13 protein-coding genes and 1 riboswitch are annotated in these 15247 nt (G+C 70.4%); of the genes, 4 read left to right on the forward strand and 9 right to left on the reverse strand.

What is annotated here, in order from left to right; genetic code table 11:
- Nucleotides 1-5: 5 nt before the first annotated feature.
- The 3 genes from ACS5PK_RS11735 to ACS5PK_RS11745 all read right to left on the reverse strand — a co-directional run bounded on the left by ACS5PK_RS11735 (nucleotide 6) and on the right by ACS5PK_RS11745 (nucleotide 4484).
- Entirely contained in the window at nucleotides 6-3140 is a 3135-nt protein-coding gene (locus ACS5PK_RS11735; RefSeq protein ID WP_439440424.1) for a prolyl oligopeptidase family serine peptidase, read from the reverse strand.
- A gap of 149 nt (nucleotides 3141-3289) precedes the next feature.
- The gene (locus tag ACS5PK_RS11740; RefSeq protein WP_439440425.1) at nucleotides 3290-3673 is read right to left on the reverse strand and encodes a response regulator; all 384 of its coding nucleotides are present in this window, start codon (nucleotides 3671-3673) and stop codon (nucleotides 3290-3292) included.
- A 103-nt stretch (nucleotides 3674-3776) separates the two neighbouring features.
- Nucleotides 3777-4484, reverse strand: a complete 708-nt coding sequence (locus ACS5PK_RS11745) for a DUF6445 family protein (RefSeq protein ID WP_439440426.1) — start codon at nucleotides 4482-4484, stop codon at nucleotides 3777-3779.
- A 293-nt stretch (nucleotides 4485-4777) separates the two neighbouring features.
- Here ACS5PK_RS11745 and ACS5PK_RS11750 point away from each other — a divergent pair, with 293 nt between their 5' ends.
- Nucleotides 4778-5230, forward strand: a complete 453-nt coding sequence (locus ACS5PK_RS11750) for a hypothetical protein (RefSeq protein ID WP_439440427.1) — start codon at nucleotides 4778-4780, stop codon at nucleotides 5228-5230.
- Nucleotides 5230-5571, forward strand: coding sequence for a CAP domain-containing protein (locus tag ACS5PK_RS11755; RefSeq protein WP_439440428.1), 342 nt, complete (start codon nucleotides 5230-5232; stop codon nucleotides 5569-5571). Before ACS5PK_RS11750 ends, ACS5PK_RS11755 begins: the two co-directional genes overlap by 1 nt.
- A 25-nt stretch (nucleotides 5572-5596) precedes the next feature.
- Here the strand turns inward: ACS5PK_RS11755 and ACS5PK_RS11760 are convergent, their stop codons facing one another.
- Nucleotides 5597-6478, reverse strand: coding sequence for an EamA family transporter (locus ACS5PK_RS11760; protein ID WP_439440429.1), 882 nt, complete (start codon nucleotides 6476-6478; stop codon nucleotides 5597-5599).
- Nucleotides 6479-7122: 644 nt separating this feature from the next.
- Between ACS5PK_RS11760 and ACS5PK_RS11765 the strand changes: the two genes are divergently transcribed.
- Nucleotides 7123-8280: a DSD1 family PLP-dependent enzyme gene (locus ACS5PK_RS11765; protein WP_439440430.1), complete on the forward strand. Its 1158-nt coding sequence runs from the start codon at nucleotides 7123-7125 to the stop codon at nucleotides 8278-8280.
- Here ACS5PK_RS11765 and ACS5PK_RS11770 read toward each other — a convergent pair.
- Genes ACS5PK_RS11770 through thiC form a run of 5 tightly spaced genes read right to left on the reverse strand, consistent with a single transcriptional unit; the run spans nucleotide 8270 to nucleotide 14013 of the window.
- Nucleotides 8270-9964 carry a bifunctional hydroxymethylpyrimidine kinase/phosphomethylpyrimidine kinase gene (locus ACS5PK_RS11770; protein ID WP_439440431.1) on the reverse strand — a complete coding sequence of 565 codons (1695 nt, stop codon included), beginning with the start codon at nucleotides 9962-9964 and terminating at the stop codon, nucleotides 8270-8272. The two genes, ACS5PK_RS11765 and ACS5PK_RS11770, sit on opposite strands and share 11 nt — an antisense overlap.
- A gap of 5 nt (nucleotides 9965-9969) precedes the next feature.
- Complete coding sequence (locus ACS5PK_RS11775; protein WP_439440432.1) at nucleotides 9970-10764, reverse strand: thiazole synthase; 795 nt, start codon at nucleotides 10762-10764, stop codon at nucleotides 9970-9972.
- Between the two features lie 10 nt (nucleotides 10765-10774).
- Nucleotides 10775-11020: a sulfur carrier protein ThiS gene (thiS, locus tag ACS5PK_RS11780; protein WP_439440433.1), complete on the reverse strand. Its 246-nt coding sequence runs from the start codon at nucleotides 11018-11020 to the stop codon at nucleotides 10775-10777.
- Nucleotides 11017-12105 carry an FAD-dependent oxidoreductase gene (locus ACS5PK_RS11785; RefSeq protein ID WP_439440434.1) on the reverse strand — a complete coding sequence of 363 codons (1089 nt, stop codon included), beginning with the start codon at nucleotides 12103-12105 and terminating at the stop codon, nucleotides 11017-11019. The genes thiS and ACS5PK_RS11785 overlap by 4 nt, the downstream gene beginning before the upstream one ends.
- 18 nt (nucleotides 12106-12123) lie before the next feature.
- Nucleotides 12124-14013 carry a phosphomethylpyrimidine synthase ThiC gene (gene thiC, locus ACS5PK_RS11790; RefSeq protein ID WP_439440435.1) on the reverse strand — a complete coding sequence of 630 codons (1890 nt, stop codon included), beginning with the start codon at nucleotides 14011-14013 and terminating at the stop codon, nucleotides 12124-12126.
- A gap of 155 nt (nucleotides 14014-14168) precedes the next feature.
- Nucleotides 14169-14298, reverse strand: a riboswitch (TPP riboswitch).
- Nucleotides 14299-14508: 210 nt separating this feature from the next.
- On the opposite strand from thiC, the gene ACS5PK_RS11795 reads away from it, so the two are divergent.
- The gene (locus tag ACS5PK_RS11795; RefSeq protein WP_439440436.1) at nucleotides 14509-15234 is read left to right on the forward strand and encodes an energy transducer TonB; all 726 of its coding nucleotides are present in this window, start codon (nucleotides 14509-14511) and stop codon (nucleotides 15232-15234) included.
- Nucleotides 15235-15247: the final 13 nt, after the last annotated feature.

Genomic DNA, 15247 nt, shown 5'->3' on the forward strand with positions numbered 1-15247 from the left:
ACCTCTCAACGCGTTTGAAGCGGCTGCTGCGGGGGTGTCGACGGATCCTCGATCACCGGCGCGCGTTCGCCGGCCCGTACGCCGACGGGCTTGAACAGCGGCATCACGTCGCGCTTGCCGCGCTCCAGGTAGGGCACGGGCTGGTCCATCCAGGCGGGACGCGGCTCGCCCAGCAGGTAGTGATCGAAGAATTCGCCCATGTGCACTGTGAAGTGCTTGAGCGCGTCGCGGTCCCGCAGGCCGTGCTTCTCGCCGTTGTAGTTGAACCAGTAGGCCTCCTTGCCCAGGCGGCGCAGCGCGGTGAAGAACTCGATGGCCTGGTAGTAGGGCACCGCATCGTCTTCGTCGTTGTGCACGGTGAGGTAGGGCGTGGTGATGCGGTCGATGCGGAAGATGGGCGAGTTCTCGACGTACAGATCAGGCCGCTGCCAGGGCGTGGCGCCTATGCGGCTTTGCTGCTGCTCGTACTGGAAGGCCCGGCTCTTGCCCGTGCCCCAGCGGATGCCGCCATAGCCGCTGACCATATTGGCCATGGAGGCGCCGGCCTCGGCGGCGCGGAACATCGTCGTGCGGGTCAGCAGGTAGTTGATCTGGTAGGCCCCCCAGCTGTGGCCCTGGATGCCAATGCGCTTCTCGTCCACATAGCCCTGCTTGACCAGCTGCTGGATGGCCGGAATCACCGTGTCCATCGCGCTCTGCCCGGGATGGCCGACGGTGTAGACGATGTCCGGCCGCAGCACCAGATAGCCCTTGCTGACGTAGCGGCTCAGGTTGATGTTCTGCCCCGGCGCCGGCGGCACGTAGCGGTGCAGGGTGTCCGTCATCTTCTCGTAGATGTAGACCATCAGCGGGTACTTCTTCTTCGGGTCGAAGTCCTCGGGTTTGGCCAGCAGGGCGCGCAGCTTGCGGCCCTTGGCCGAGGTGTAGCCGATGATCTCCTGCGTTCCCCAGCGCAGCCCGGCCTGCTGCGGGTTGGCGTTGGAGAGGCGTTGTGAGATGCCCAGCGTGCCCTGGCTCAGCCAGAGATCGGGGAAGGTGCGGAAGTCCTGGGCCGTGTGCAACCAGACGTCGGCATGGCGGGCCTTGAGCAGGCCGCCCAGCAGCTGCGGCTTGTGCAGCAGGCGCTGCGGCGCGGTGCCGGCTGTGGGGTCCAGGCGGTAGAAGGCGGTGGACTTGTCCTGCTCGTCGGTGCCCAGCAAGACCCAGGGCCCCGGTGGCAGGGGCTTGTGGTGGCGCTCCTCGCGGTCGCTGCCGTCCTCGTCAACCCGCTGCAGGCGCAGCTGGACCCGGGCCTGGCCCAGGCCGCCGGTCAGTCGACGGGCCTGCAGGCTCTCGGGGTCCACGGACCAGAGGTGGTGCTGGGCGTTCAGCACCACGGCGCGGTCATCGGCCATCCAGCCGACCTGGCCGTAGGCGTCTGCGGGCTCGACCACATCGCGCTCCACGTTCTCGAAATGCTCTCCCTTGATGGCAGCGGTGAGCGCCCGCTCGCGGCCATCATCGGTCCGCCAGGCCATCCACTGCTTGCGTTCGGGCAGGAAGGCCGTCACATAGCGCCCGCCGGGGGAGAGCAGAGGCATGCCGCGCAGGCGGCGGGCCAGCAGGCGTGTGCTGCCGTCCCGCAGGCTCACGGCGTAGGCATCGCGGTAGAGCGCGTCCCAGGACTGCAGGGCGCGATACGGCAGCTCGTTGAATCCCAGGGCGAACTCGGCGTTGTCGTTGACGACGACCTCGGGCAGCTCGGGCGAGGCCAACTGCACGAAGCGCGAGGCGGCCGGCTGGCCCAGGTGGATGACGGCGCGGTAGCTGCGCAGCCTCTCCTTTTCGGCGCGGACCTTCTGCATGGACTGCAGCTCGGGGTCTTTCCAGTGCCAGAGGTCGACCTTCATGGGCTCGGGCGCCTCACTGTCGGGCTCCCTGGGCAGGGGTGCCGTGCCCAGGAAGAGGCGCTGGCCGTCCTTGCTGAAGCGCAGGCTGGCGTGCTCACTGGGGGAGAAGCCCTCGCGCAGGCCAGGGCTGCCGGCGGCCAGCAGCTCCATGGCGCCGGCCTCGCCGGCTTCCTGCCAGAGGTAGAGCTTGAAGGGCGTGGCGGGAGCCTTGCCCCCGTCCTTGCTGCCGGTCCGGCCTTCGGTGCTCGCCTTGCGTCCCTGCCCGCCCGCATCGCCGGGCTGCTGGCTGAGGTGGTCTCGATTGCTGACGAAGGCCAGCCGCCGCCCCGACTCATCGAACTGCAGCTGCTTGTAGATGCCGGTGCCGCCCAGCAGGAGCCGGGGCTCTCCGCCCTCGCCGGACAGCAGATGGACGCCGTCGCGAAGGGCGGGCGCGGCCAGGGCTGGCTGGGCGCCTTCCCTGGCCGCTGCCATGCTGACTGCGTAGGCCAGCCAGCGACCGTCGCGGCTCCAGCTGAAGCTGCTAACGTCCTCCAGGCGCTGGCGCTGGCGCTGGCCGTCCGCCGGGTTCACCAGCAGCAGGGGGCTGCCTGTCTCTTTCTTCTTCCCGGCTTCGGCGCTGGCATGGCTGGCACCGAAGAAACCGTTTTCGCTGGGGGCCGTCTGGTCCGCGTCCGCATCGGCCGTGCTGCCGCCGGGAGGCGCTTTCTTGTCAGGCTTGGGCACGGGTTCCAGCCACAGCGCCAGGCGGCTGCCGCCGTCCTCAGCGAAGGCGAAGCGCTTGACGCGGTCTATCGTCTCGAAGCGTCCGCTGGACAGCTCCATCCAGCCGGCGCCCGGCTTGGGGGCTTCGTCGCCCTTCTTCCTGTCTTTCTTGGCCTGATCCTGTGCGGCGCGCGTGGGGGCTTGTGCAAAGGCCAGGAAACGGCCGTCAGCGCTGAACTGGGGCTGCAGACCCCGTGGCACGCGCCACTCCTGGCCATCCGCCAGGCGCCGCACCACCAGCTCGCCATCGCCTTCCTGGGCGACCAGGGCATAGGCCGCGAAGCGTCCGTCGCGCGAAATCACGGCACCCTGGATGCTGCGCCACTGCGCATAGTCGCTGTGGGCGATGGGGCGCTTGGCGCTCATGGCGACGGCCGGCGCTTCCGGCGCTCTGGCCTCGGCAGCCATGGCGCTCACGATGGGATTGAGGCTGCAGACGCTGGCCAGCAGCAGGCTCTGGGTGAGGAGGGAACGGCGATTGAACATGGAGGAAGCGCTGGAGGAAGCAATGCGCGGCAAGCGCGTGGACGGGGAAGGGCGGCATTTCGATGGCGCGCTGCTGCGCCGGCCCCTCAGACAGCATGCAGGCAGCATGCAGACAGCATCAGGCAGCAGTCTGGCCACCCGGCCCGGATTCAGGCGTTGCTGCCGTTGTAGAGGCTGCTGATGCCCTGCACCAGTTGGATGGGGCCGAAGGGCTTGGCGATGAAGAGATCGGCCCCGGAGGCCTCGAACTCTGCCCGCAGGTCCTCGAAGGGGCGGGCGCTGACGATGATCACCTTGGGCGTTGGACGGGCCTCTGGCATCTGCTTGATCTGACGGCAGGCTTCCAGCCCGGACATGCCACCGGGCAGCATGACATCCATCAAGACAAGATCAGGGCAGTCGCGGCGCACCTGAGCCAGGGCGTCGGCAGCGTTGCTGGCCTCGCTCAGCGCGAAGCTCTGCGCCAGCTCCAGCGTCATGCGCAGCAGATCGCGGATCTCATCCTGGTCATCGACGATCAGAATCTTTTTCATGAGGGCCTTCATGAGCGTGGTCGAACGCTAGCCTAGCGTCGACCCACTGACAAGCCCGGCCAGCAAGGAGGGCGTGCGAAGTGTGAAGAAGAGCGTGAAGAACTCAGTGCTCTGCCATCCAGAAGAAGACGGCTGTCAGGCGCTTGTCCTCCAGGGTTTCGCCGAAGTAGCGGGTCGCGCTGTGGACCAGGGCTGCCTTGTAGACCAGCAGGCGGTTGAAGCGGTTGTCCACCCGGTGCTCCTCGTACCAGGCCTGCGGTGGCAGGCTGCGCACATTGAGGGCATCGACCAGGCTCCTGTGCGGGGCGCCCACCAGGTTGCCGCCCATGGCGCCGTTGGGATAGCGCAGGCGATAGAAACTGGTGCCGGTGTCCGGCGGCGGGTCCGGGTGCAGGTAGAGCACGGCGGCATAGGTGCAGAGGTCGCGGCGGTCCGTGTGCGGGCGGGCCCCACACTCCTGTGCGCCCACCAGCTGCGCGACATTGCAGTCCAGGGTGGCGCCATTGGGCGCAGTCCCCACCCACAGGCGACGGGCGCCGGTCAGCTCCCGCACATGGCTTTCGACCTGCGCCAGCTCTCCGGGGTTGAGTGCGCCGTGAAAGCGCATGCCCGGCCAGCTTTCCTTGGCGTGCGGGAAACCGTAGTGCCAGTTCTGGTGGCGCAGGCAGCGCTCACGGATTTCCTGGGCATGGGGCAGCATGTCGTCGCACACCCAGTAGTTGCGACCCTGCTCCAGGTCTTCGTTGACCAGGCGGGGCGCGGTGGGTGGAATGGGCGGCAGGACCGTGCCGGGCGGGGGCATGGGAATCATGGGCGGAGACCGGGCAGAGAAGCTCGGCAGCCTAGCATCCGGCCGCAGCCTTGTTGCCTGGGGACTTCACCGCTTGCGGGCCGGAGGCGGGCGGCCATCGAGGCTCCCGCGCAACAAGCTGCGAGCGTGCGTGTGCAGTTGTAGCGGCGGTGCGCTGGGTGCCTTTCTGGCCCGCACAATGCGCCGCCCTTCCTGACGAACTGCCCTGCCCATGACCGCCATGCCCCGCCCGACGCTTGTTACCTCATGCCTGCTGAGCGCGGCCCTGATGCTGCAGGCCTGCGGTGGCGGCTTTGCCAGCACGCCTGCACCTGCACCTGCACCTGCGCCTGCACCTGCACCTGCACCTGCACCTGCACCTGCGCCTGCGCCTGCTCCCGCACCTGCACCTGCCCCTGCCCCTGCCCCTGCCCCTGCCCCTGCGCCTGCGCCTGCGCCTGCGCCTGCCCCTGCCCCTGCCCCTGCCCCTGCGCCTGCGCCTGCGCCTGCGCCTGCGCCTGCGCCTGCGCCTGCGCCTGCGCCTGCGCCTGCGCCTGCGCCTGCGCCTGCCCCTGCCCCTGCCCCTGCCCCTGCCCCTGCCCCTGCCCCTGCCCCCGCACCCGCACCAGCTCCTGCCCCAACGCCAACGCCAACGCCAACGCCAACGCCTGCGAGCGCCGACTGCGGCCTCCCCGACTTCCAGGCGAGCGCGCTGCGCCTGGTCAATGAGCAGCGCCTGCGCGGGGCGGTGTGCGGCAGCCAATTGATGCCGCCGGTCTCGGCCCTGCGCTGGAGCTCGGCGCTGACTGAGGCGGCACGGCGGCATACGCAAGACATGGTGGATCACCACTTCTTCAGCCACAGCGGCTCCGACGGCAGCAATGCCGGCCAGCGCATCAGCGCCGCGGGCTATCGGTGGTCGTCCTGGGGGGAGAACATCGCGGCCGGGCAACCCACCGTCGAGGCGGTGGTGCAGGCCTGGATGTCCAGCGAGGGGCATTGCCGCAACATCATGAATGCCCGCTTCATGGACATGGGCCTTGCCTGCCTGCGCGCCAACGGTGGCACGGGGCGCCTGACCTGGACGCAGGACTTCGCCTCGCCCTGAGGCGCGCTCCGGCGCGGCGCTTGCCTCAGCCCAGCGCCAGCCCCATCACGCCCAAGGCAATGAAGGCGGCGCCCAGGAGGCGCAGTGCCCGATCGCCCTCGCCCAGCAGACTGCCACCGGCAAGGGCGGCGAAGAGCATGGACAGCTCGCGGGCCGGCGCCACATGGCTCAGCGGCGCGAGTCGCATGGCATACAGAACCATCACGTAGCTGGCCGGTCCCAACACGGCTACGGCCAGGGCGGCCCGCCACTGCTGGCGCCAGGCGCTGCGAAAGGCCGCCGGCTTGCGCAGGGCCAGGGGCAGCATCACCGGGATGCGCAGCACATTGCCCATGTAGTCCAGCACAACGGGTGAAATCAGCAGGACTTTCACCGCATAGCCGTCCAGCACGGTGTAGCCGGCGATGCAGGCGCCGGTGAGGGCCCCCCAGCGCAAGCCGCGCAGCACGCGCTCCTTGGCGCCGGGCTCATGCGCCTGGCGCAGAAGGGTGGGGCCCCCGGCGATGAGAAAGACGCCGCCCACCACCGCCAGCGCGCCCAGGCCGCCGGCCAGGCTCAGCGACTCGCCCAGCAGCAGCACCGCGCCTGCGGTGCTCAGGAGAGGGCCGCTGCCGCGCGCCACCGGATAGACCACTGTCAGGTCCGAGACCCGGTAGCCGTGCAGCAGGCTGCGGAAGTACACGATGTGAAGCACGGTGCTGCCGGCCAGGGCAGCCCATTCGGTCCGGCCAAAGTGTGGCAGGGCATCCCAGCCCTGCCACACGGCAACGGGCGCCCAGACCAGCCCGACCAGCACGGCGCTGATCAGCACGAACTCACTGCCCCCGCCGTTGCGCTTGGCGATCAGGTTCCAACTGGCATGGCACAGCGCGGCGGCAAGGACGAGTAGCAGGGCAGTGGTGGGCATGGGGCTCGGCAGGCCGCGGCAGGCCGGATGGCCGGTGCCCGCGGGGCCTGCAGTATGCCTTCGCCTTCGACGTCTCCATCGACGTCTCCTTCCGCCCGGCCCGGCCGAGCCCGCTGCGCTTCAGGGGGGAAGGCTGGACATCCGGCTGCCCCGCGTGTCCTTGCAACTGCGCCGGGCCTCTTGTCGCAGCCCTCCGGTGTCAGGTGGATGTCGTTCTGCCAGTCACCGCTGCAGCCGGCCTCGGCAGGTTGGCTGACCCCGCGGGTGTCCGGCACCACAAAGTTGCCGATGCTGTTCTGCACGGTATGCGTCAGGCGGCTGCGGCTCCAGTCCAAGCACACGTGTGTGAGGGCCGCCCAGTCCTCGGAGCGCTGGCAGGTCTGCAGGCTGGGCGCGCACCAGGGGCCGCCCAGGCCGCTTGTGGCCTGGGCGAAGCGGGCACCCTGTGTCGTACACGTGGGTGAGCGTGGGCGCTCGCGGCTGGGCACACGGGTCTCTCAGTGCATCCAGCGCGGTGAAGGCCTGTGACAGCTCGGCGCTAGGAGTGCTCCAGCCGTGTTCCTCAAGACAGCTTTGTCCTTGTGGATGCGTTGAGGATACGCCCGTGGGCTTGCAGCGCTAGAAGGCTGGGTCACAATGGGCCGATGAATCCGTCTGCCATCCCCTCTTTGCTGCCGCCGGCCGCCCGGCCCGGTGACCTGCTGACCGCCGTGGATACCCCGGCCCTGCTGCTGGACCTGGACGCCTTCGAGCGCAATGTGCGGCAGATGCAGGCCGCAGCGGACTCCGCCGGGCTGGCCCTGCGGCCGCATGCCAAGGCGCACAAGTGCGTGGCCATCGCCCAGGCGCAGATGCGCGCGGGGGCCGTGGGCATCTGCTGCCAGAAGGTCAGCGAGGCCATCCCCTTCGTGGCCGCCGGCATCCCGGACATTCTCATCAGCAACGAGGTCGTCGGCGAGGCCAAGGCGCGCCTGCTGGCCGCCCTGGCCGGCCGCGCGCGGATGAGCGTCTGTGTGGACCACGAGCAGTCGATCGAGCAACTGGCCCAGGCCTGCGAGCAGGCCGGCAGCCTGCTGGATCTGCTGGTGGAGATCAATATCGGGCAGGACCGCTGCGGCGTGGCCGACGCGCCGGCCGTGCTGCGGCTGATCGAGGTGATGGACCAGTACGCCGGCCAGCTGCGCTTCAAGGGGCTGCAGGCCTATCAGGGCGGCCTGCAGCACGTGCGCGGCGCGGAGGCCCGGCGGGATGCGGTGCTGCGCGCCACCGACCGTGCGCGCAGCGTGCTGCAGGGCCTCCAGGACGAAGGCGTGGACTGCGAGACCGTGACCGGCGGTGGCACCGGCAGCGCTGCCTTCGACCTTGGGCTGGGGCTCTACACCGAGCTGCAGCCGGGCTCCTATGTCTTCATGGATGCGGACTACGGCCGTAACGAGGTGGCCGATGCCAGCCTACGCTTCGAGCACGCCCTGCTGCTGGCCAGCACCGTGATGAGCGAGGGCTGCGGCGACCGGGCGGTACTGGATGCGGGGCTCAAGTCCCTGTCCGCCGAATCGGGCATGCCCTGGGTCTGGGAGGGCGGTGCGGCGAGCAGCCGCTGGGACTATGTCTCGGCCAATGACGAGCACGGCATCCTGCAGTGCCGAGAGCCCGGCGGCGCCAAGCCGCGGCTGGGCGAGCAGGTTCTGCTGGTGCCGGGGCACTGCGACCCCACGCTGAACCTGCACGATGCGCTGGTCGCGCACCGCGCCGGCCGTGTCGAGGCCGTCTGGGCCATTGAGGCCCGCGGGCTCAGCCGCTGACGACACAGCCCCGGAGGCCGGCCTGCCACGCCGCCTGGTAGTCCGGCAGTCGTTGCGGGTCCAGTCCTCGCACCAGGCACACGGAGGCTGCGCCCGCACGGGATACCGCTTCTGCCTGCTCGGGATCCAGCACACCGCCTATGGCCACCACAGGCCCGCCTGCCATGCGCACCCACCAGGCCAACTGGCTCAGGCCCTGCGCCAGCCAGGGCATGTGTTTGGTGGTGGTCGGCCAGACCGGGCCGCAGGCGATGTAGGCGGGCGCCAGGCCGCGGGCGCGGGCCAGCTCCCACAGGCTGTGGCTGGAGAGGCCCAGCGCGACGCCGCTATCCAGGATGCGTCGGCGCTGTGCGCCATCCAGGCGAGCCCAGTCCTCCTGGCCCAGATGTATGCCGCCAGCGTCCAGCTCCAGGGCCAACTGCCAGTGGTCGTTGACCCAGAAGCGCGTGCCGGGGTGGCCACGCATGCACTGCACGGCCTTGGCGATGCGCTGGCGCAGGGTGTCGCTGTCCTGGGCGGGGCCTGTCTTGCTGCGCAGCTGCAGGTGGGGAAGCCCGGCGCCTGCCACGGCGGCCAGCCGCTCCTCGTCGTCAACGATGCCGTAGAGCCCCCGCTGGAATTCCGGGCGGCAGGCCCTGCCAGCCAGCACGTCCTGCCAGCGTGACAGGGTGGCGGGGTCAGGTCGGGTCTCGTCGCCGAAGCCCATCACGGGCAGCGCCTCGGGCGTGTGAATGAAGTCGGGCGAGGGGCGCAGGGGGCCGGCGCCTGCGCCCGCGGCGTAGCCCTGGCGCAGGCCATGCCAGCTGCACATCTTGGCCAGCACCAGGGCGTCTGCCATGGGAAAGCCGCGTGCCAGAGCGGCAGCCGCGGCGCTGGCGAAGGTGCAGCCGCTGCCATGGTGGTGCAGGGGCGTCTGCTGCAGGCGGGGCAGGGCCAGCCAGCCGCGCAGGGCGGGGCCGGCGTGGTCGGCGAGGTCCAGCCAGTCCAGGGCCAGATCCTGCGCCCCGGGCACCGGCAGGGCGTCGTCGCCGCCGGTGATGCACACGCCGGCCTGCGGCGCCAGGTGCTGACGCAGGGCCGCGGCCAGGGCGGGCACGTCCATGCCTGCGCGCGCCTCGTCGCCGGGCAGGTGCTCAAGCAGACGCAGGGCCTCGCGGCGATTGGGGGTGAGCAGCGTGGCCGCGGGCAGCAGGCGCTCGCGAATGGCCTGCAGCAGGGGCTCATTGCAGAAGGCCGCGCCACCGGCGCTGGCGCCCAGCACCGGGTCCACGACCAGGTCCACGCGGGCGCCGCCAGCGCGCAGCTGCGCCAGCACCTCCAGCAGGGCCTCGATGGCCTCGACACTGCCCAGCAGGCCGGCTTTGATCACCCGTGGGGTCAGGTCTTGCCTCAACGCGGCGAGCTGTTCACGGATCTGGGCGGCGGGCAGCGCCTGCACCGCCTGCACGCCCAGGGAGTTCTGCGCGGTGACAGCGGCCAGCACCGGGCACAAGTGCACGCCCAGCGCCGCGGCGGCGCGGGCATCGGCGCTGAGGCCGGCTGCGCCACCGCTGTCGTGGCCGGCCAGGCTCCAGATGACGGGCGGCACGGCGGCCTCGGGCCAGTTCGGCAGGCGTTCCAGCGCCGGGTCCGTGTCCTCGTGCCAGGGCGAAGGCAGGCAGGGGTGGGGCAGGGCGCGCGGCATGGTCCTCATCCCAGCAGGAAGGCGTGATCGCCCACCGGCGTGCTGGCCACGGCGAAGTCCTGCGGCGCCATCAGTCCGGCCCGCCAGGCCTCGCGCCCTGCGATGACGGCATCACGGAAGGCCGCGGCCATGCGCACCGGGTCGCGGGACTGGGCCACGGCCGAGTTCAGGAGCACGGCATCGAAACCCAGCTCCAGGGCCTCAGCCGCATGCGAGGGCGCACCCAGGCCGGCGTCGACGATGAGCACCGCCTCCGGCAGGCGCTCGCGCAGGGTGCGCAGGCCGTGCCGGTGCAGCAGGCCCTGGCCCGAGCCAATGGGCGCGCCCCAGGGCATGAGTACCTCGCAGCCGGCGTCCAGCAGGCGGCGGCACAGCACCAGGTCCTCGGTGCAGTAGGGGAAGACGGTGAAACCCTGGCGCACCAGCTGCTCGGCGGCGTTGAGCAGCTCGAAGGGGTCGGGCTGCAGGGTGTGCTCGTCGCCGGTCACCTCCAGCTTGATCCAGGTGGTGCCGTAGACCTCGCGGGCCATCTGGGCCAGCGTGACTGCCTCGCGCGCGCTGCGGCAGCCGGCGGTGTTGGGCAGCAGGTGGCCGCCCTGGGCCTGGATGGCCTGCAGGGCCAGGGCCACCGCGCCGTTGTCGCCCGCGCCCTGAAGGCTGCGCTTGAGCCCGACGGTGAGCACCTGGCTCTGCGAGGCGCGGATGGCCTCGCCCAGGACCTGCGGGCTGGGGTAGCCCGCGGAGCCGATGAAGAAGCGGCTGCGCAAGGCGCGGCCATCGATGTGGAGAAGATCGTCCATGGGAATGTCCTCAACCGCCCACGATGGGGCGGAACAGCAGGATCTGGTCGCCCGCCTCCAGGGCGTGCACGGCACGCGCCTCGCGCGGGATGTGCTGGCCGTTGACGGCGGTGGCCACGGCCTCGGGGGCCTGGCCCAGCAGGCTCAGGAGCTGGGCCAGGCTGCAGCCCTCGGGGATGTCCATGGCCTGGCCATCCAGGTGCACCCGCAGGCTGCTGGGCACGGTGGTGGCGTAGTGATTGATGCGTGGGCTCATGACGGGGTGCATGGCGATGGTGGCAGCGCGCCCAGGCCGCTGTCCTTGAGCAACTGCTCGACCAGGGCCGGCGCCAGCAGCCAGCCGTGGCGGTACAGGCCGTTGAGGCGCAGCAGGCCGGGCTCGTGCTGCAGTCTGGGCAGGTGGTCGGGAAAGGCGGGGCGCAGATTGCGGTCCAGCCGTGCGATGCGGGCCTCGGCCAAATGGGGCATCACGCTGTGGGCGGCGGCCATCAGCTCGACGGCGCTTTGCAGGCTCACCGGGCTGCGGTCCTCGCTCTCGACCTCGCTGGCGCCGATCAGCAGCTGCTCTGCCGTGCGAGGCACGAGGTAGACGCGATGGCGCGGATGCAGCAGGCGCACCGGCCGCGTCAGGCCATGGCCAGCGGCGTCGAGGGCGATGACCTCGCCGCGCAGACCGCGCAGGTCCGGCAGCTGCGGTTTGGCCCCCAGGCCGCGGCAGTCCAGGACCCAGTCGGCGTCGATGCGGCGGCCGTCGTCCAGCAGCAGCCAGCCGGCCTCGCAGCGGGCCACGGGCTGCGACCAGTGCCAGGCGCAGTCCGGCGCATCGGCATGCAGGGCGGCCATGGCGTCCAGCGGATGGACCAGGCCTTCGCCCGGCAGCAGCCAGGCCAGCAGGCCAGGGCTGCGGCGCAGGGCCGGCTCCAGCGCGGCCAGGGCTTGCGGGTCCAGGGCTTGGGGCTGCGGGAATGCCTCCAGGCCCGGCTGCCGCAGGCGGTCCAGCACGCGCTGGGCAGCCCCGGCGTCGCTGCGCTGGGCCAGCAGCAGACTGCCGCGCAGCTGCAGACCCATCGGCTGGCGCAGGCTCAAGCGGCTGGCGATGGCCGGCCACAGGGCCAGCGATCGCCAGCCTGCTGCGGCAATGGCGGTCTCGGCCTTCTCCAGTTCGGCCAGGGGGCTCAGCATGCCCGCGGCCGTGAAGGCCGCGGCGCCCTGGCCATCGAACTGGGGCTCGGGGCCAGGTCTTGCGTCGAAGACCTGCACACGGTGGCCGGCCCGGGACAGGGCCCAGGCGAAGAGGCGTCCGGCCAGGCCGGCGCCCGCGATGGCGATGGTGGCGCTCATGCGTCCTCCCCGGTGGCCTCAGGCCTTCTGGATGGGGATGTAGAGCTCACCGCCCTGGGCCTTGAACTCGGCGCTCTTGGCCTCCATGCCCTCCTGCTGCGCCAGCCTGGCCGAGTAGTCGCGCACGTCCTGCGTGATCTTCATGGAGCAGAACTTGGGGCCGCACATGGAGCAGAAGTGCGCGACCTTGGCGCTGTCCTTGGGCAGGGTCTCGTCGTGGAACTCGCGCGCCGTCTCCGGGTCCAGGCCCAGGTTGAACTGGTCCTCCCAGCGGAACTCGAAGCGGGCCTTGGAGAGTGCGTCGTCGCGGGCCCGGGCCCCCGGATGGCCCTTGGCGATGTCGGCCGCGTGGGCGGCGATCTTGTAGGCCATCAGGCCCTGCTTGACGTCCTCGCGGTCGGGCAGGCCCAGGTGCTCCTTGGGCGTCACGTAGCACAGCATGGCGCAGCCGAACCAGCCGATCATGGCGGCGCCGATGCCGCTGGTGATGTGGTCGTAGCCCGGGGCGATGTCGGTGGTCAGCGGGCCCAGGGTGTAGAAGGGCGCCTCGTCGCAGTGCTTGAGCTGCTCGGTCATATTGGCCTGGATCATGTGCATGGGCACATGGCCGGGGCCCTCGATCATGGTCTGCACCTCGTGCTTCCAGGCGATCTTGGTCAGTTCGCCCAGGGTGCGCAGCTCGGCGAACTGGGCTTCGTCATTGGCATCGGCCAGCGAGCCGGGGCGAAGGCCGTCGCCCAGCGAGAAGCTGACGTCGTAGGCCTTCATGATTTCGCAGATCTCCTCGAAGTGCGTGTACAGGAAGTTCTCCTGGTGATGCGCGATGCACCACTTGGCCAGGATGGACCCCCCGCGCGAGACAATGCCCGTGCGGCGCTTGACCGTCATGGGCACGAAGGGCAGGCGCACGCCGGCGTGGATGGTGAAGTAGTCCACGCCCTGCTCGGCCTGTTCGATGAGGGTGTCTCGGAAGAGCTCCCACGTCAGGTCCTCGGCCACGCCGCCCACCTTCTCCAGCGCCTGGTAGATGGGCACGGTGCCGATGGGCACGGGGCTGTTGCGGATGATCCAGTCGCGGGTCGTGTGGATGTTGCGGCCGGTGCTGAGGTCCATGACCGTGTCTGCACCCCAGCGCGTGGCCCAGACCAGCTTCTCGACCTCTTCCTCGATGGAGGAACTGACGGCGGAGTTGCCGATATTGGCGTTGACCTTCACCAGGAAGTTGCGGCCGATGATCATCGGCTCCAGCTCCGGGTGGTTGATGTTGGCGGGGATGATGGCGCGGCCGCGGGCTATCTCGTTGCGCACGAACTCCGGCGTGATGACCTCGGGAATGCTGGCCCCAAAGGGATTGCCGGCCAGGCGCTGCTGGCGTTCGGCGTCGGCCTCGTACTCGCGCATCCACTCGAGGCGCTGGTTCTCGCGGATGGCCACGAATTCCATCTCCGGCGTGATGAGGCCGCGGCGCGCATAGTGCATCTGGCTCACGTTGCCCCCCGCCCTGGCTCGGCGCGGCTGGCGCTGCAGCCCGGCGCTGAGCTCGCGCAGGCGCAGCTGCTGGGCCTGGTCGCGCAGGCCGTCGTCGATCAGCTGGATGGCGCGGCCCTCGTAGGCCTCGGTGTCCCCGCGGGCCTCGACCCAGGCCGCACGCGGCGTGGGCAGGCCCTTCTTGACGTCGATGGTGGCACTGGGGTCGGTGTAGGGCCCTGAGGGGTCGTAGACGCTGATGCGCTCGCCGTTGGTCAGCGCGATCTCGCGCAAGGGCACCCGCAGCTCAGGGTGGATCTGGCCGTGCAGGTGGATCTTGCGCGAGGCCGGCAGCGGTTCGCGGGTCAGACTGAGGGACTGGCTCAGGGATTGAGCCTGCGGGCTGCCTGCGTCCAGGCCGGGGTCGGTGATGCTGTTCATGCGCGGTCTCCAGTTGAGGTCCGGAGGCCGAGCAGGACGGGTCGGGGCGCGAGGGCGCCAGCGGGGCATTCAGGGGATGGGGCCATGGACGCCGCGGTACGCCATCACAGGTGGATGGCGGCCCTGGTTCCAGGGCCCGCAGCCCCGGCAGGATGCACGGGCTGGCAGGCTCTTCTTACGCCGGTACGAACCGGATCAAGTTCAGCGGGTCCATGGCTTCCACCACGTCTCAGCCCGACGCCAAAGCCATCGCCTTGGCGCATCAGGGCTCCCCGGAGCAAGCCGCGAGTATAGAAGCAAGCGTGCGATCTGCACGCCGGCTCGGTGGAATCCCCCAGTGCCGCTTGCAGACCGGTGGGGGACACTTGTTACCGAAAGTCATAGGCGCAAGAGACCGCCTGCTTTTTGAATCAGAACAGCGGACGCACCCGCAGAGGTGCCGCCGTTCGTGGGATGGCACCACGCCGTGCCAGGGGTCTTAGGGTTGCAATGAGCATGTCCACCAAGCTGTATTCCGCCACCGCGTTGGCGCTGGCCTGCCAGTTGCTGTTCTGCGTTCCGGCGTCGGGCCAGACAGCCGAGCCGGCCGGCAAGGCCGGATCCGCGTCAGGCATCAGCGATTCCGACCGCGCCAAGCGGGACGCCGACAAGGTCCTGCAATGGATCAAGTTCCACGCCACGCATTCCGCCAAGCCCGAGGCGCCGGCCCCTGCGCCCAAGCCGGCCCAGGCCGCCAAGGCCCCGGCACCCAAACCCGGGAATGCGCCTGCACCTGCCACCGCACAGGCGGCACAGGCGGCCGCTTCCGTGCCTGCGCCCGCCGCCAGCCAGGAGCAGCAACTCGCCGCGAGCCGCGAGCCTGAAAGCCCCGCACCCAAGCCTGAGCTGGTCGCTGCCGCTCCGGCCACGCCGCCCGCACCGCCCGCCACCGAGCCCGCCCGCCCTGCGCCCCAGCCCGAGCCGGAAGAGGAGGTGGCCCTGCGCCTGATCCAGAAGGTCGATCCCGACATCCCCCGCCAACTGGCCAACAACATCCGCAATGGCTCGGTGATGGTGCGCTTCATGGTCAAGCCTGATGGCTCGACCACCAAGGTCGAGGCCCTGGGCTCCGCCAACAAGCGCCTGGCCTCCAGCGCCATCGCAGCTGTTCAGCAGTGGAAGTTCGCGCCCATCCCCAAGCCGCGCGAGGCCACGGTCGAGATCGGTTTCAAGCTGGACTGAGTCGGCTCGCCCC

The organism is Roseateles sp. DB2 (genome assembly GCF_051857535.1).
Lineage (GTDB): Bacteria > Pseudomonadota > Gammaproteobacteria > Burkholderiales > Burkholderiaceae_C > Roseateles_B.